Source organism: Microcystis sp. M179S2 (assembly GCF_020245805.1).
GTDB lineage: Bacteria > Cyanobacteriota > Cyanobacteriia > Cyanobacteriales > Microcystaceae > Microcystis > Microcystis aeruginosa.
In genome coordinates this window covers 1-17,039 of record NZ_JADBUE010000222.1, presented here as the reverse complement: position 1 = coordinate 17,039, position 17,039 = coordinate 1, and the positions used below count along the sequence as shown (strand labels likewise).

At 37.5% G+C, this 17,039-nt stretch carries 12 protein-coding genes and 1 CRISPR repeat array; all 12 genes read right to left on the bottom strand.

The window, feature by feature from the left end:
- Positions 1 to 2: 2 nt before the first annotated feature.
- Positions 3 to 2,698: a CRISPR direct-repeat array (repeat unit 35 nt; unit sequence CTTTTAACTTCTTAGCAAGTTTAATTAATGGAAAC).
- Positions 2,699 to 2,726: 28 nt separating this feature from the next.
- Positions 2,727 to 4,613 carry an RAMP superfamily CRISPR-associated protein gene (locus IM500_RS13835; RefSeq protein WP_287738704.1) on the bottom strand — a complete coding sequence of 629 codons (1,887 nt, stop codon included), beginning with the start codon at positions 4,611 to 4,613 and terminating at the stop codon, positions 2,727 to 2,729.
- Complete coding sequence (locus tag IM500_RS13830; RefSeq protein WP_103672749.1) at positions 4,610 to 5,005, bottom strand: hypothetical protein; 396 nt, start codon at positions 5,003 to 5,005, stop codon at positions 4,610 to 4,612. The genes IM500_RS13835 and IM500_RS13830 overlap by 4 nt, the downstream gene beginning before the upstream one ends.
- Positions 5,002 to 5,919, bottom strand: coding sequence for a type III-B CRISPR module RAMP protein Cmr4 (cmr4, locus tag IM500_RS13825; protein WP_103672750.1), 918 nt, complete (start codon positions 5,917 to 5,919; stop codon positions 5,002 to 5,004). The genes IM500_RS13830 and cmr4 overlap by 4 nt, the downstream gene beginning before the upstream one ends.
- Positions 5,916 to 7,157: a type III-B CRISPR module-associated Cmr3 family protein gene (locus tag IM500_RS13820; RefSeq protein ID WP_287738703.1), complete on the bottom strand. Its 1,242-nt coding sequence runs from the start codon at positions 7,155 to 7,157 to the stop codon at positions 5,916 to 5,918. Before IM500_RS13820 ends, cmr4 begins: the two co-directional genes overlap by 4 nt.
- Before the next feature lie 6 nt (positions 7,158 to 7,163).
- Positions 7,164 to 10,160 carry a type III-B CRISPR-associated protein Cas10/Cmr2 gene (gene cas10 / locus IM500_RS13815; RefSeq protein ID WP_287738701.1) on the bottom strand — a complete coding sequence of 999 codons (2,997 nt, stop codon included), beginning with the start codon at positions 10,158 to 10,160 and terminating at the stop codon, positions 7,164 to 7,166.
- Positions 10,161 to 10,470: 310 nt separating this feature from the next.
- A complete protein-coding gene (locus IM500_RS13810) occupies positions 10,471 to 11,889 on the bottom strand; it encodes a TIGR03985 family CRISPR-associated protein (RefSeq protein ID WP_287738700.1) in 1,419 nt (472 codons plus the stop codon).
- A gap of 78 nt (positions 11,890 to 11,967) precedes the next feature.
- The gene (locus IM500_RS13805) at positions 11,968 to 13,365 is read right to left on the bottom strand and encodes a HesA/MoeB/ThiF family protein (RefSeq protein WP_287738698.1); all 1,398 of its coding nucleotides are present in this window, start codon (positions 13,363 to 13,365) and stop codon (positions 11,968 to 11,970) included.
- A 120-nt stretch (positions 13,366 to 13,485) separates the two neighbouring features.
- Entirely contained in the window at positions 13,486 to 13,968 is a 483-nt protein-coding gene (locus tag IM500_RS13800) for a hypothetical protein (RefSeq protein WP_103672754.1), read from the bottom strand.
- Positions 13,969 to 13,976: 8 nt separating this feature from the next.
- Positions 13,977 to 14,174, bottom strand: a complete 198-nt coding sequence (locus tag IM500_RS13795; RefSeq protein WP_103672755.1) for a hypothetical protein — start codon at positions 14,172 to 14,174, stop codon at positions 13,977 to 13,979.
- A 60-nt stretch (positions 14,175 to 14,234) separates the two neighbouring features.
- Positions 14,235 to 14,822 (bottom strand): hypothetical protein, encoded by a 588-nt coding sequence (locus IM500_RS13790; RefSeq protein WP_190717924.1) that lies wholly within the window; start codon positions 14,820 to 14,822, stop codon positions 14,235 to 14,237.
- 44 nt (positions 14,823 to 14,866) lie between these two features.
- Positions 14,867 to 15,439: a LabA-like NYN domain-containing protein gene (locus IM500_RS13785; RefSeq protein ID WP_190717921.1), complete on the bottom strand. Its 573-nt coding sequence runs from the start codon at positions 15,437 to 15,439 to the stop codon at positions 14,867 to 14,869.
- Between the two features lie 62 nt (positions 15,440 to 15,501).
- Positions 15,502 to 16,506, bottom strand: coding sequence for a CRISPR-associated endonuclease Cas1 (cas1, locus tag IM500_RS13780; RefSeq protein ID WP_190717918.1), 1,005 nt, complete (start codon positions 16,504 to 16,506; stop codon positions 15,502 to 15,504).
- Positions 16,507 to 17,039: the final 533 nt, after the last annotated feature.

Sequence of the window (17,039 nt, the reverse complement as noted above, 5' to 3'; positions counted from 1 at the left end):
GTCTTTTAACTTCTTAGCAAGTTTAATTAATGGAAACGACAAATACAACAATAATTACACCATAGGTGCATCTTTTAACTTCTTAGCAAGTTTAATTAATGGAAACTTTTCATATCGCTCTCACTGCCAGTAGCAATGATAGCTTTTAACTTCTTAGCAAGTTTAATTAATGGAAACTAACAGCAGGACAGGCTCCTACTTTGAGTGTTGCAAATCTTTTAACTTCTTAGCAAGTTTAATTAATGGAAACACAACTACAACTGCACCGCCAATTATAGTCAGTCTTTTAACTTCTTAGCAAGTTTAATTAATGGAAACAATAAATGCACTGATTAAGAGTATGGAACTGGTTTCTTTTAACTTCTTAGCAAGTTTAATTAATGGAAACTTTTACGGATATGGTTGATCAAGAACCTACACCTGATAACACTTTTAACTTCTTAGCAAGTTTAATTAATGGAAACTCCTAGGTGGTGGGTAATCACAAATTCGTACCCACTTTTAACTTCTTAGCAAGTTTAATTAATGGAAACGTTCGCAATCTCGTGGAGATTGGATGTTTCTAATTCTTTTAACTTCTTAGCAAGTTTAATTAATGGAAACACCGATAATAATCCTTTGCTGGCTGTCATCTTTTAACTTCTTAGCAAGTTTAATTAATGTAAACGTTTAGGGGGTGTGTTTTCTCGGCATCAAGACTTTTAACTTCTTAGCAAGTTTAATTAATGGAAACATTGGCTTTGGACTCGGGCTTGTCCTTATTAGGATTGGGCTTTTAACTTCTTAGCAAGTTTAATTAATGGAAACTGAACAAGAGGTGAAAACTCTGTTGCCACAAGTGCAAGCTTTTAACTTCTTAGCAAGTTTAATTAATGGAAACTTGACGTCGCAGCCGATGGCGTTCGCCATAGCTGCAAACTTTTAACTTCTTAGCAAGTTTAATTAATGGAAACCTTTTTAAGAGAATGAAACAACCCAGCATCTCTCTCTACCCTATCTTTTAACTTCTTAGCAAGTTTAATTAATGGAAACAACGGGCTAGTCCTTAAGGATAAACTCCCAACTCCATACTTTTAACTTCTTAGCAAGTTTAATTAATGGAAACAACTCTGGTATCATAACGGGCTAGTCCTTAAGCTTTTAACTTCTTAGCAAGTTTAATTAATGGAAACTCTCCGGGTTTGGGGAGATGATCTTCTGTGTCTTTTAACTTCTTAGCAAGTTTAATTAATGGAAACGCCCAAGGGACAGGGCCCACAGGCCCTCGTGTGGTTTGGCTTTTAACTTCTTAGCAAGTTTAATTAATGGAAACTCTGACTACGATAGGTTTGAACCGTCGTATGCATTTTCTTTTAACTTCTTAGCAAGTTTAATTAATGGAAACATTTAGAAAAGAAACCCCCTCCGAGGGGAAGGGGCTTCAGGTCAGTTTTATAAACTGACCTGAAGCCCCTTCAGGCTTTTAACTTCTTAGCAAGTTTAATTAATGGAAACTCAGCTGCGCTGTGAGCACAGCTTCGGTTTTCCGCAAACTCGGTAATGCTTCTTTTAACTTCTTAGCAAGTTTAATTAATGGAAACCCAGAGTGGCTCTCTGCACCCATATTTGACCTCATTCACCTTTTAACTTCTTAGCAAGTTTAATTAATGGAAACGGCAAGGCCAAGCGCCCTGTTTACGTGGGTCGGGTGGAACTTTTAACTTCTTAGCAAGTTTAATTAATGGAAACGGACGGTGCAGCGTTATAGAGACTGACACACGCAAACTTCTTTTAACTTCTTAGCAAGTTTAATTAATGGAAACGCAAGCTGAACAAAGATCAACTGTGATTTTTGTTTAGACTTTTAACTTCTTAGCAAGTTTAATTAATGGAAACGCCTGTTAGTTCTTCCAGTAAGTAGGATATCTCCCGCAGACTTTTAACTTCTTAGCAAGTTTAATTAATGGAAACAAAGAATTTTCGTTCATTGAATTTTTTACTGAGACTTTTAACTTCTTAGCAAGTTTAATTAATGGAAACCCTTTCTCCCCGTTTTTTTCTAGATCGTCGAGTACTGAACCTACTTTTAACTTCTTAGCAAGTTTAATTAATGGAAACACATAAGGCCAAGAATGCATCAATCTGTGATGCGTTTCTTTTAACTTCTTAGCAAGTTTAATTAATGGAAACGAACGTTGTACTGTTGCTCTCGCACTTCTTGACGATGCTTTTAACTTCTTAGCAAGTTTAATTAATGGAAACCCGCCCAGTTGTGCCAACGCAGCCCGTTAGGGCGACGGTACTTTTAACTTCTTAGCAAGTTTAATTAATGGAAACGTTTGCACGGATTGAAAGGCAAAATTTACCGATGCGGTAAATTGGTTTGCTGTTCTTTTAACTTCTTAGCAAGTTTAATTAATGGAAACCTTGGAAACTATTTCCGGTTTCGGATGTTGCCTTACTTTTAACTTCTTAGCAAGTTTAATTAATGGAAACAATTTCGTAACCAGCGATGTCTAAGACTGTAAACATAGTACTTTTAACTTCTTAGCAAGTTTAATTAATGGAAACCATCCAACGGAGTAGGGGCAATTCATGAATTGCCCCTACTGCTTTTAACTTCTTAGCAAGTTTAATTAATGGAAACAAAAGGCCCCCCCACCAAAATCCAGAGATTCCATCGACTTTTAACTTCTTAGCAAGTTTAATTTTTAAAAAATCTCTGAGTTGGTTGGTATCGGGCTAGTTCACTGAATTTGCATAGGATTTAATGAGTTTAATTGTTGAATAAATGTAGCGCGATCACGCTGGTTAACTCCAAAAATTGTTACTGTTTGATAAGGTTCCTGTTGTGGGGGAAAATTAGATTTAATTAGCACATAAGAAGGTGTAGAAGCAGTTTCTCCTCGTTGGCTGATTCGTCCGCCAACATTAGCATTTCCATTTCCTTTTTGATTGACACCTTTAAAGCCACTACTATAAAGGAAATCCAGCCCTTCTCCCCGTACTTCTGACCTTAATCCTTCGTTTTGCCAATTCTTGACAGTTCTAGGATATTTTAAACTAGGACAAGAAATTAAATAAATTTGAGCCTGACTATTCAAAACGTCTTGAGAGCGATTGCCAGGATTTCCGGGAGTACAATTAGCAGGATTTCCTATGGCAGACTGTAGGGCAAGCAAAGAATCTTTTACCTCTCTAAGAAACTGCTGCCATAGTTCTTGATTACAAGGTAGTTTTTTAGTGTCAATTTCCCAATGGCATCCCCTTAATCCTATTGAATTATTCCAATGCAATGATCGTCTCGATCCTCTCCCAATTCCTGCTAAATGAGAAGATAATTGCAATAGCTTTTCTGCTAAGTTGAGAGCATCCTGATTTTTAGCTTCTAGTAGAATATTACCTTCACAAAAATAAGGACGATTGCGATCACCTTCTTCCTCTTCCCAATCTACAGAAATACGAATTAGTCCTTCTTGAGCTTGCGGTTCAATAGTACCAAATAACCTACCTTCTAAATCTTTACATTGCTGCGGTGAATAAATACTTAATCCTACTGCACGAAACCAATAACGCAGCATCCCTCGCACTGCTACGGGACGAAATTCATTATTTCCCTGATATTGATTATCTTTAGTGGGAGGATTTGCGCCATATATCCCTTGCGTCCATAATTTAAAAGCATGGGAAGAGTGATGAGACAAACTAGAAGCAACAGATGTTCTACCATACCCCGCACTAACCCGCGAACCAATTCCTGCTGATAAAGCTATTTGTAACCAATCTTTGACTTTGCTGACATCTTCTAATTTACCTCTGCTGGTACGAGTCAACCCAATTAAAATCTCAGGTTCTTCCATTGACAACAGATAATGGGGGACAGGTTGATAGCATACTCGGTTATTTTCCCAACTCCATTGAGGATTAGCGATATCTACAGTCAAACAAGGTGCAGTGGGAAAAGCATCAAGAAATTGAACGCAACCGATACCATCTTCTAGTTTCCCCAGAAGTCGATTTACCTCAGCTTCTGGTCGATGTTGTCTTGCCCAAGCTTTTACTACACCTTTTAAACTACTAGAAGGGATATAAGGTACACCATAGACTGGATGAAATACAGGAAGAAGTAACTCCTGAAAACCGCGCATTCCTCCTACACGCAGCCTCCAGATGAATTCAACAGTCAGAGTTTCATCAGCTAATCGTTTAGTTTTCTCCGTTAATTGTTGGTATAAAGACTGACAAGTTTTATCCGCCGCCGCCGCTTCTATTAGAACTGGTTTAGCTGTGTCATTATTATTAAATAATCGATGATTCAGTGCTTGTAGAGGACTGGTTAATTTCCGACTGGTTGGATTATTTGTTCTTGCTGTCGATCTTGTCATTGCAGTAATGGAGGAAGGGGCTAACTGTCCAACTTTGAAATTAATCTTTTGATTTTTCCAGTGTGGCGGAAACTTGGCTTGTAATTTCTGCCATTTAGCACTTGCTTTTTTTTTCGCTTCTTCGTCAGAAAAATAAATAGTTATTTCTGTACCTATTTCTAACTGACTATCTTTATACAAGTCATAAAGAGGATTTTTATCTTTTTGGAGTTTTTCCAAAAATTTCTGCCATTCTTGTTGTGCCGTCATGATTGTTCTGCCTCTCCTAAGACTGCTGGCGACCAAAAAGACCACTCTTTTGCTAATTTAATTGCCAAGTGATTGAGGGCGGTATATTTTCTTAAAGGCATATGAATTAATGTGCCTTGATCATTAACATCAAAATCTGCCCCGCTAAACTCTTTGAGCTTAGTAAGAAATTTTTGATAAACTTTCCCTTTATAGCGTGTATCTTCGGCAGTTCCACCGAGAAATTTTTGCATATCTCCACTAAGTCGATGCAGTCCCCAAGTAGATATATAAGTGCTTAATCCTTGAACTAATCCACTAGCTTTTTTGTGGTAAGTTACTGCTAACTCACTTTTTATTTCAACTAAAGCGTTATGTGCTTGTTTGCTAAATTGACGCGAATCTAATTTCATTTTTGGCTTCCTGTAGTAGTTTCAGTAGTTTCAATTGTTTTTAGATCGCACCAACCGCGACCTAATCCTTCTAGACCTCCAAATTGTAGTTTATTTTTAAGTAATTCGCTAGTTTTTGCTCGAATATTCTGAGTATTTTCGGTTTGTTTGACAGGTTTCATTCCCCAAGGAAAGAAAAGTACAGTTTCAGGGGGAATGGCTTCTTCCGAGCGAAAAGAACCACCTTTAACAGTTTTTTCGCCTTCATTAAGAGCAACGCGCACTTCTCGCTGCAATCCCGTTTCTACCAAAGCAATACAGTCTTCATCATCCACAATCACTAGCTTTTTCAGAAGCTGATTAATCATCCCATTAGCATTAGTAAGATTTTGAAGAGATTGTGAGATGCTATTAGAATCATTAGTATTTAGTTGCCCTAGGGCATTTTGTTGCAGAATTGCAGTTTGCAAGTAAAGGGGTTCGGGTGTAAAGCTAACTAAAGCTGGTCTTGCTTCTGTAATTTGCTCTCGACAGTTTTGAATTAATTGAGTTAAAGGGGATTTTTGTAACCAACGATTCCAACGTTCTAGCCAGAGAGGACAGGTAATCCAGACTAAGTGATGACTTAAGGATGCGATCGGAAAAAACAGGAGAGTTGCCTCAGCAAACCAAACTTCTCCTTCTGTGGGTTGTTGTCCATCTTTGATTTTTTGACCGAAAAACTGAGAGACTTCTTTTGCTAATGCTTTTTCTTCTTCACTTTGAGGATTGCTCGGTTCTAAGGCAGAGCGAATTTTACCTCTCAAGGAGGAAGCAGGAAGATAGGGAAACTCGGTATGGACTTCGCGGGCGATTCCCATTAAATTGCCCTCATCAGCACTTCCGCCCGTGTGTAAAGGGGTCAGCAGATATAGGTATGTTAAATAAGTATTCATAATGGTGTATTACCCCATAATAATTTACCATAGTTGAGTTTTTGAAAACTGGTTAACCAATTCCCCGTCGATTCAGGTTTAGGTAAGAGTGTCCCAGTTTCAGATGGAATCTGGTTAAAGATATAGACAGTCCCAGGTGGAACAAAGGCTCGTTGTGGCAATAAAGCAAATTCCTCATCTCCTTTTGCTTCTGAGTTAGGGGATGATGATCCCGAAGAAATCTGCGAAGCTGTGCGCTCCTGATTCTCTTTCCCACAGGAAATAACTAACTTGCGCCTAATTTGAGAAACACCACCCCACAATAAAGGACGATCGCTGACACATCCTGCTAAGATGGGTTGCCAATCACAGGGATAAACGCCATAAACGGCTTCCTCCTTAACCGCTAGTCCGGGGGTGAGTAAATAAGCAAAATCACCTGTTGTATTGGTCTTAGGATTAAGCAGTGTTTGATCAGCATCGGACAAAGTAAATGGGATGACAATCGCCCGATGTCCTTCTCCTCCCAACCGGACTACTGTTTCCCGTAAGTTTATACTAATTCCCGCTACTAATCGCCAACCTGGTTTAAGACGAATCGCTACTTCAGTAAAATAGCCATCTTCATCTTTTACTTGTCGCTTATCCGCTTGCATTTGAATATGAGGCATGATCTGCACATTCCAAGGATCATCCTGAAATTGTGTAGGATCTTTAAGTTCTTTTCCTTGTAGATATTCGCTTAAAGCTTCTGCTGTAATCCAAGGATAGGGACGACAGAAAAATTCTCTTCTGTTCTCTTCTTCAACTAGCTCTCTAAAAGGAGCTACCATTGGAGCTAATCCCGCCTCGTCGAACAACAAATGTTCCCAAGCTTTATCTGTTCGATCAACAGGTTGAAGACGTAAAGTTCGATGCCAATCCGAAGCTGTATCGTCTAAATTATCTTCTTTTGGTTCCTCTTCTTTTGTTTCCTCATCTTTTGGCTGACTCTTTTTGCTCCAACTCACTGCAACTAAATCCTTAGGAGTGGGAAAACATAATCTATCTTGGGGACTTAAGAGAAATGGGCCTATAAAATCTAAATCTTTGACATCTTTGGATAAAGTCGAGCGCAATGCTTGAAAAACTGTACTGGGAAACGGGGGAAATAGTCCTTTTGCCCAAGCACTCTCCCCTGGACTAAAAGGTTTAGCTTCCCGAAATAACAATACATCTAAAGGAGTGATCGCATACCAATACATTTGCTGTTCATCCATAGTTTATTACTCCGTTTCTCCCCATTTCATTTGTTGCATCCTTTTGTCATTCCAGAAAGCACTAAACCGCAAAAGATTAGCTAAATCCTTTTCGGTCGTACCTAAAGGGACTTCTTTTTCAGTTTTATTTTTATTTACTTGATTATAGGTTTGATAAGCCCAGTTTTCCCACTGATCCAACCAATTTAGCAAGTTTTCTTGAATATGAGACTCTAGTGTTTGATCTCGACGGTTGATGATCACTTGTGCAGCTTTTCTCAATAGGCGATCGCTTTCAGTAACACAAACATGACGGGGTAATTCTTCGGCTAATCGATAGAACAACGCACTTAAATCTTGCTGATCATACTGCATAAAATTCCACCATAAGTCTAATAACTCCCCTTTCATCAAGGCTTCTAAAGTGTTACCCGAACCATAAATCACCCGAAAACAGAGTCCATCTTTTCCATATAACTTTTTAGCACGGTCTTTTTCAGCCGTCCACAGGCTTTCTAATACGGTAGGAAGAGGTACACTTTTATGAGCGATAACAATGCCTAGACTCATGGTTGCCCCATCTCCCATCGTAAAATAGGGACGTTGTTGTAATCCTTGCAGAGTTTTTTTAGGAGTCCAGTAACCCCCCTCTGTGCTGAATTCTCTTTCTGGATCTGGGTCAGCACACCAAGCAGCACGAAGCGATCGCAAATACCCCAGTAAATCTGCTAGAGGTAGCACTGCCATCACATCATCACCGCCACTATAGACGACTTTACCACAATAACGTTCTTCCGTAAGGTAGGGTACTAAGCGATTAGAAAAGTCTAATAAGGCGCGATTTAACCCGACATGGGTTGCTGGCCCCATGCGTTTTTGGGTTGCTAGTAAATCTGGGTAATCTTGATGATTTTTGACATTTTCTGGGATCGCATCTGTGATTAAATACTCTTTGTATTTCTTTAATTTTGACCCAGAGACATATTTCCCCATCCCATCCCCATCACCGAGGACAATTACCCACCAATCGGCTGGACTTCCTTCGCCAAATTTTGCTTTTTTATGCGCTTCTTCAACTAAACTTCTTAATGTTGCTGTTTCTTGAGCGTTACAATTCATGTCATCAGCTAACCATTTACTGGAAAACATGACTCCATTAAAATTCTGTCCATTCCTATTTTCTGGATTAATTTGCCGATCAACTTTTGGTATCTGATAAGGACGACCATGAGTACGGGAGGCAAAAGTGTCTGCTTTGTCAGGTAATTGTTGGTTAATAAGTGTGTTAAGACAATTCCAATAGTTGCGTGTTTTTTGTCCTCCTTTTTTAAAATCTTCGTAAGCAAATCTTGCAGCAGCAATAGAACTTAAATTAGGAAAACGAATTAAATTATCATAGTTAGTATCATCTTCTTGCCCTAGATTAATTCCCAAAGATTCAGCAACTCCCCCATATCGCCAAGCCATGCGTTTTGTTAATTCGATCGCATTCAATTTTTCTGAGCCATTAAATAACCCTGGATAAACTTCAGCCATTAATCGCCAAAATAGACGCATTGATCGAGCCGAAAGTCCACCTCCATTTTTAAACTGCCCGTGATAATGTAATTGGGGATGGACTGCGCTAAACTGACCCGATAAAGTGGAACGTTCCCCAGGTGCTGTAGGAATTGCCCAAGTGCGAGTATTTTTTACGGCTTGAATAGACTGTCCCAAACGAGCTTGTAATGCCCCCCACCAAGTACCAGTATTTATCTGTTCGTAAAGGTTTTCTTCGGCTGTTGTAGGTAGAGATTCAGCTAAATGAGGAGGGGCGATCACATTTTGTGCTTGTTTCCATTGCTGATAATTTTCCTCTGTGGGATTAATAGTTAATGGCTGCTCTGGATTGCCTAGAGGCATTGCAGTCCAGTAAGTTTCCCAAGTTTTCTCTATTTGTGCTTCCCAGAGTTTATTCCACTCCCAACAACTACCATGATGTCCTATCTGCCATTTTTTTAAATCTCGTTTACATATTTCTTGTTCGCTTAAAAACTCTTTTAATAATATTTCATCTATTTTCTGCTGATTTTTAGTATCTTTAAGAAACTCTAGGGTTCGTTTTTTGATATCTTCCCTAACTTTTTTGGCAATCTCTGACCATTCTTCTATTAAACATTTTTTTAATTTCTCTCCCAATTCTCTAGCTGCTTCTTTACCAGGAACTAAAGCCATAATCACATTAGGAAATCCAGCCGTACTTAAACTTGTAGAGATGCCATTATCAAATCTACCAACTGGAGATGTTCCGTCTTGAAAAGAAGCAAAATTAGCCGCAAAATCTGGATATTTTTTAACAATTAAAGCATCGATAATTTCTTGACTCCAAAGAGAAGGAGTAATCACAGCATCAGACCCATAAGTTTCGGCAATATACCAACAGAGTTTAACACTGAGATAGTGCAGTAGATAGGAACCTGCCCAAAAATCGACAAATTTTCGGGATGCTTTGATAAATTCTTGTACTGGGGAGAAGGTAAAGAGAAAAAGATAGGGATGTTGGGATTTACCTCCTTCTTGCCAATGTTCGGGATACATCGCCCCAACTAGAGCGGAAACTGTACTTTTGTAGCTATGTAGGGGACAATCAGGAAGGATGCTGTGAGCAGGATAGAGGAAAAAATCATTCTGGTTTTGTCGGATGAGTTCGGGATAAAATCGCCAAAACCACCAAAATAGTTTTTCTATATCCGTTTCTGAGGTAATTTCTGCGGGAATTTCTGGTCTTAAGTCTTGTGAAGTAATATTTCGAGTTTGTCCACTGATGGGATGTTTCACGCTATTAATATTAGTGCCTTGAGCCTCTCCTAGATTAACGCGATCAGATGAACTAGCTATTTGCAGGGGTAACTCTTCTATCTGTCCTTGTAACTCTTCTGGGTGAATAGACTGTAATTGTTGCAAAATAGATTTGTCTTCTAGCAAGGCACAAAGTTTACGAAAATAGAAATTTGTTGAATTAATAGGGGACTCTGATTCTGGCATAATCATAAATTGCTAAGGCCTCTCTTTAAACTTTATCACGAAAACAAAGATAGTTAAGCAAAATAATTGATTAACTATAGCATCTGACAGGCGGACAAGCGAGCTAGAAAACTTGCCAACAAAGGCTTCTGGCTTCTCTCGCTAGAGTCGAGCGATTCTAGGCAAAAAACTAACGAAAGAATTAGGGATAGGAGCGAGCTTACTAGGAATTATTATTAATAAGTGAGAGATGGTGCGGCAAACTTTTTCGAGCTAAAACCATGAAAAGCTTACGATATATGGATTTCAGCCTTCTTGTCCCCCTGTCAGATTATTGATATAATTTATAGTTTTTTTCGAGATATTCTTTGATTTGCGCTCGTAAATCACTAGGCAAAATTACCTCTACATTCGGACCCCAACTACGCAATCGCATGATAACATTATGATCGCCAACACGATAGCAAAGCTTATAATAAACATCTTCGGAAGCGCAATTAACTTTTGCCAATAATTTTTCTCTTTGGATTTTTTTGGTGTTGTCTATTTCTGAGTCAATTTGCTCGATAATCATTTTCTTTACTTCTTGAATATTTTCGATTTTTTGAAAAGTAGAGTGACGGATTGTATTTTTAACATGACGCTGATAATAGTCTTGATCGAAACGCAATAACATCGTATTAAATTCACGATAAAAACTGAATCCATAAGCCAATTCTAATTGCTCTTGAATATAGTCGGGACTGTATAAATGATTAATTTTATCGTTTTTGTGTATCTGCGATCTAAGCCGTTTAGTTAGATCGGAAAAATCCCAAGCTATCTGTTTCAAAGATAATATCCTTTCTAACCGGTAGCCATACCATTGAAGTGCTTGAGAACTGTTTTGATCTGGTGTTTCTCCAAAAGCATACAAATAATAGGCTCTCTGAGAATAATGAATAGAAACAGGATAAATAATGTAGTAATTTGTTATATTTTTACTAGCACTATAGTATTTTATTTTAATAGGAGAAATTAGAGACTGTTTCCAAAATTCTTTTAAATTGTCTGCCCAATCTGCTACTTTATCCTGTAGAGCTTCAGGAACAATATATTCAGCTTGAATAAAAAATCTTTGATGTCCATTGATTTTAGTTGTTAGTAGTTCAGCAATAGTAGATAGACCATCATTGAGAAAACTTAACCAATTATTTTCAGTAATTATATCATGATTATGCTTAATTAAATTGCAATTATCTAATGAATTTAGAGATGAAGAGACAACTTTTTTATAGTGACCTTTAAGAGAAGCTGATTTAATTAATTTTGGCTGATTTAATTGGGCAAGTCGCTTAAAATTATTTCTTAAAGTTCGTTGGGTTACTTTAAAAATATGAGAAGATAAAATTTGTTGCAAATTTTCAGAGCTAAGTTGATATCTGGCAATTATTTGCTCTTGCCATTTTTGTTGATAAAATAGCGGATATTCTCCTAGTAGTAAATCTTCTAATTTTTTATTTTGAACATCTGGTATTTTTGTCCATAATTTATCTATCCAAGTAATACAGTCAAACCATTCTTGGTCTATTTCCACAAAAAAATCACTATTAAAATCATAAAAAGATTGCTCGATTATCCATAATCGTACAGCATTTTGTATTAAATTTAAGAAATTATCAATCTGTTTCTGATCAGACTTAGGATAATTCGCTAATCGAGCTAATTCCGGGACAAGTTCTTCTAGAGTTGTGATAGTAGGTAAGGACATAGCCAAGTTAGAGAAAGGGAAAAATAGAGGGATTTCACTCCAATTATAAAAAAAGTAGGGAAACCCCCCTTTCCTTCCTTAAAGGGTGCATAAGGAAGAACAGAAATAACAGTCAGAACTTTGCAGATGGTCTATATTGGCTTTTAGCCAATTAGAATTGGGAAAATCATAAATCCAATCTAAACCAGAATCGATAGGGAGAAAGCCACTGATAATTCCGTGAATCACCCCTACTCCTGTGCTGGCACAAATATTATTTAACCAATAGACTGCTGGCGCGTCAATTCCTTGTAAATAACCAGCTTCAGAGGCAATGGCGGCGATCTCAGTCGGTGCAGACTCTAATGCCGCTTGTTGTAGATTAATAATATTGCCACACATCAAACACCAGCCCCCCCCGAGCGGAGGAACGGTTACACGACAATACAGACGAGGTTGATGATGGGGTTTGACTTCAATATGAGTCCCTAAACAAACCAAGGGACGAGCATACTCTAAAGCTAATTCTTGAGCTACTTGTCGCGAGCGATGGTTATCTGTAGCGACGATGATTAAATCCGCTGTCGCTATTTCTGCTTTGGCTTTCTCATCTTCTACGGAAAGAGATAAGGCTTTAACATGAGAACCAATAGCATAAGTTCTTTTAATCAACCATTTAAGATAGTGAACTTTGTACCATCCTTGGTCTACCATTTCTTGAGTAGCAGCTGGCATTCGATTGAGATTTACTGTTTCTAAACGGTCATGATCAATAAATACCCAATTTTTGACCCCCAATCTGGCCAGTTGTTCAGCAAACACGGCTCCAATACCGCCACAACCAATAAGAGCGACTTTTAATTGATTCAGGTGTTTTTGTACAGTTTCTCCAAAAACTTTTTGTCGAGCAAAGATTAATTCTGTATCTTCGCCAGAAAAGTTACTATTGATTGGTGTTAACCAAGAACGACAGAATTCAATTGAAGTATGATTAGTTCCTTGACGATTCCAAATCCGAAATTTTGATTTTTCTAGGGACTCATTGAAGACTCCAGAAATCAAGCGAGGCTTTTCTTGGTAACAAGAAGCGAGAAACTTAGCGTATTCTGCTTCATAGCGATCATCGACACAAGAAAAGGAAGGAGTAGCATCGCCAAAATGGGTATGAATGTGAACTACATCTAATTTCCGAGTTTTACTTGAAGAGGAGGACTTCGAGAGAGCGCACAGATAAGTATCTAGTAAATACTGATGAAATTGCTGTTTAAGTACCAATCCACTAGCCGATTGATGTTCGTAGCAATCAGCAGTAGGTACAACCCACGCTTGAGGAATATATCTGACTTTTTTCTTAGATAACTGATGGCGTTGACAGAAAAAGAAGCCAATTACTTCTTCTCTGTGTTGACGAGCATCCAGCATTGCTTGACGAAACTGTTTCCACATTAAGGGAGGGATGTGTAGTAATATATCTTGGGGTTTTGGTTGAGTATTCATGCTTGATTGATTATTTGGATGAATGAAGCTAATAGAGAAGATGGAAAGATTGCTTGAATCAATCTTCTACCCTTTTCCCACACTTTTAAGGCTAGGGTTTTATCAGAATTTCTTCTGTCGTCAGACGTTATTAATTGCGTGGCGTGCGGTGATAAATAGGGTAACGAGATTGTGTCCTCTTTCGGGATTATTACTAGGTCGCCAAGAATTGAGCCATTTATCTCGGTTAAACCCGCCTCCGAGTCCTACACAATACCAATACCAGCCTTCTTCACTTAAGAATGGTGCGCCGTAGTAACTTTGTCTAGTAAAGTGATGATCCCCTTCTCCGACCGTATCCCAAGGATAATTAAGGTAGCAGCCAATAGGAGGAAGCCGTGGATAATCTGGTGGTAATAAAAACAAAACATCAGAGTTAGAAACTTTGAATTTACTCGAAGACAAAGGCATTCTCTTAATTAAAATTGCTGTGTATTGCACGTCACCAATTGTTTTACTCCCAACCACAATAGTTTTGGCTACTTTGTCTAGTAATTTTAGTTCGGCACTTAGGCGTGTATTGAGAGTAAATTTAGTTGCATTACTACTAATAGTTATTGTCATTTTTTTCTTTATCCTTTTACAATTTTAGGAACTGTCCAAACTTTTGAACCTTCTTTGAGAGCTTCTGTATCTTTCAAGGGTTTAGTGCCACCAAAGCCTTCTTCCATTACGTCATCATTGCCAATTTCTGGAAGTCGAGAACGTAAATCTTCAACTGTTGTTCCTTCTGGTAAATCAATTAGCTTGCCATTAACTATTGCTCGCATAAAAACTCCTGATTTGTTAATAAATGAATCCCTCAAGAAATGTTTGGTGTGCGCTCTTGATTAAAAATCTATTTGGGTCTTTGACTCAAAGCAATTTTCTTGACATTTCAGTTGATTGTTTTCTTCAACTAATTCATGATGAACAAGAGAAGACTTTGTTTTTTGTGGGTGCTTATTGAAAGGATAAATATCGAACCAATCGCAAAAATAAATAATTACAATCATCAGTGAACTACCAAAAGTCAGCCACAATAATTTTGTCGGTATTTGTTTCTTGAGAGCAGTTAACTTATTTTCAATTTGAGACAATTTCCTATTTTCTAAAAAGTCTAATTGTTGCTTTTGTTCTTTCAGGAATAGTTCCATTCTTTTTAATTCTCTTTGATAAGTTTTAGCATGATTTTCTTGTCTTTGTGTCCAGAGATTTTCTAAGTTTTCACAATTTTCTTTCAGGTATTGAACGTAAAGTTCAACTTGACGGATTAATGCTTCTCGCTTTACGTTTTCTGTTTGTTCTATTGTTTGTTCTAATTGTTCAAAGGAACTTTGCACTTTCTCAACTTCTTGATTAAGTTTTTCGAGTTGTTGCTTGAAGGGATCAAAATCCCCTTTTGGTTGACCAAATAATTTGCCATTAATTATTTTCACGGTTACTCCATTCGTTTGTTTAAAGTGTGTCATCATGAAAGTAACTAATCAAACACATTGTTATTGCCAATACGATGATAATCTTGCGTCCCATTTTGGGCTTCAAAATCATCAAATAACTCTATCAAATCGATAACACTATTAGCAGAATTTTTCAAATCGTTACCGAGAGATTGTTCGACAGAAGCGACTTCAACTCGCATTCCTCGTCTTCTAAGTTTTTGTGCTAAATAAGCAAAATCAGAATCGCCAGTGACTAAAACGACAATATCTGGCTTCATTTCTAAAGCTAATTCAATAGCATCCATCGCCATTACTACATCAACATTGGTTTCGTAGTCATTACCTTTAGATTTGCCTTCTTTTGTAACAACTAAAAACCCGTTACTTTTTGCCCAGTAGATAAATTTTTCTTTGGTTTTTCTTTGTTCAGCAAATCTTTCTTTATCTGGAGGTAAACCCAGATAAATTACCATTTCAATTAGTTCTCTTCCTTCCTGAGGATCGGCTAAATAATCACGGATTTTTTGCCAATTAATCTTACGATTAAAACTTTGAGCAGATATATGGGTATTATCGGCATCGGCAAAGACTAATACTCGACGCATAAATGTCATAAAGCTAACCTCTCAACTCCAATTTCATTAAACTACCCTCTAAGAAGAGGGGGTTTCCGATTTCATTTTTGCCAAATCATGGGTTGATATCTTTCTGTCTTTTTCATCAAACAAGAAATGTATTCTTGGACTTGAAGTTCTAAACAACTACGCAAACTGACTTGGCGTTGAGTTTGAGGATGGGTAAGTTCTAAAGATAGTTTTTCTTCCCAATATTTAAGGAACTTCTTCAGAGAATCTTGCTGTAAATAGACGGCACCTTGTTCATCTGGGTTAGTAAAGTTGTCTGGAGAAAAAATATTTTTGTTAACTAAGTAAACGACTAAAGAATCAACAATTTGAGCGCGAAATTCTTCCATTAAATCTAAAACTAAAGCAGGATGATTTTCTCGACAGGTATGCAAATTCCCAAAATGAGTATGTAATCCAGTTAGTTGTACAAGCGAAAAAAGATGCTGAAATAAAAGAGTGTAGCCAAAACTTAGTAAACTATTGATGGGATCTGTTGGAGGACGCATCGTTCTTTTGGTAAAGGAAAAATTTCCTTGAAATAAAGAACTTAAACCTTGAAAATAAATATTAGCAGCTTTTCCCTCATATCCCCTTAATGATTCTAAAGATTCAGCGCTATTTAAACTATTGATAATTTTTTTGAGATTGATAACGGCTGTTTTCACTATCTCATTAGGATGACGACGCTGAAGACGCATCAATAAAATTCTCGAATTATGCACTTTAGCACGAACAATGGCATTAGCTTGTGTGTTAACAAAATCACTATTTTCTGCTTGTTTAACTTGTTGCGTTAAATAAGTAATTTTGGCTTGTATTTCCGACTGTAAATGTCCCAAATAATATCCTTGAGGTGAATAATAAGTGATAGGAATATTATGGAATAGCGCTGCTTGTACCGCACCATGGGATAAATGACAGTAACCAAAAAGAATAATATTTTTAACTTGGTTCACTGGAACTTTAAAAAGTTGTTGTTGCTGCTGAAAAATTTGAAACTGTTGGTGCTGAACTTTAAGAGAAGAACCTTGTTCTACTATATATAAAGTGGACATAAATTAATATAAGATATACTTTAAGGGTTGAAGTTGACAAAAAGATATTCAAAAACTAGCTTTGCACACTAGATAAGCTAAAGCTGGAATCGCATAGGGAGCATCTCATTTATGCAAGTGAGTAATTATACTTGTCCTAAAACTGTTTTCCAGTAAGGCTTTCAAAATAGCTTGACATAAAGATTTAGGGGTTATAAAGGTGAGATGCTCCCGATCGCATAGGCATTAGCGTGGAACAAATTCTATTGTTTTATGCCGATGGAATGGGGGGTTTCTCAACATTTTTCGTGGGTTAGACACAATGCCTGAAAATCTAGAGTTTTCGTTGAGGTGCGTCGATGCCTTGCCCAGCAAGGCTTTGAGCCTTATGACTGAGGTAACTATTGCGAATCATTATTAATAATGTCTATGCTTTTCAATATCCCACGAAAAATTGCTGTACAATCCTTATACAGCCTAGTTTTGCCAAGCTAGTCTTTTAACTTCTTAGCAAGTTTAATTAATGGAAACGGCTTTGGGGGCCACTCACCTTT

Bases quoted from the DNA above. Each gene is read 5' to 3' on its own strand.
- cas1 (WP_190717918.1), bottom strand. From the start codon at position 16,506: ATGTCCACTTTATATATAGTAGAACAAGGTTCTTCTCTTAAAGTTCAG.
- IM500_RS13820 (WP_287738703.1), bottom strand. From the start codon at position 7,157: ATGGATGAACAGCAAATGTATTGGTATGCGATCACTCCTTTAGATGTA.
- IM500_RS13805 (WP_287738698.1), bottom strand. From the start codon at position 13,365: ATGAATACTCAACCAAAACCCCAAGATATATTACTACACATCCCTCCC.
- IM500_RS13800 (WP_103672754.1), bottom strand. From the start codon at position 13,968: ATGACAATAACTATTAGTAGTAATGCAACTAAATTTACTCTCAATACA.
- IM500_RS13830 (WP_103672749.1), bottom strand. From the start codon at position 5,005: ATGAAATTAGATTCGCGTCAATTTAGCAAACAAGCACATAACGCTTTA.
- IM500_RS13795 (WP_103672755.1), bottom strand. From the start codon at position 14,174: ATGCGAGCAATAGTTAATGGCAAGCTAATTGATTTACCAGAAGGAACA.
- cas10 (WP_287738701.1), bottom strand. From the start codon at position 10,160: ATGCCAGAATCAGAGTCCCCTATTAATTCAACAAATTTCTATTTTCGT.
- cmr4 (WP_103672750.1), bottom strand. From the start codon at position 5,919: ATGAATACTTATTTAACATACCTATATCTGCTGACCCCTTTACACACG.
- IM500_RS13785 (WP_190717921.1), bottom strand. From the start codon at position 15,439: ATGACATTTATGCGTCGAGTATTAGTCTTTGCCGATGCCGATAATACC.
- IM500_RS13810 (WP_287738700.1), bottom strand. From the start codon at position 11,889: ATGTCCTTACCTACTATCACAACTCTAGAAGAACTTGTCCCGGAATTA.
- IM500_RS13835 (WP_287738704.1), bottom strand. From the start codon at position 4,613: ATGACGGCACAACAAGAATGGCAGAAATTTTTGGAAAAACTCCAAAAA.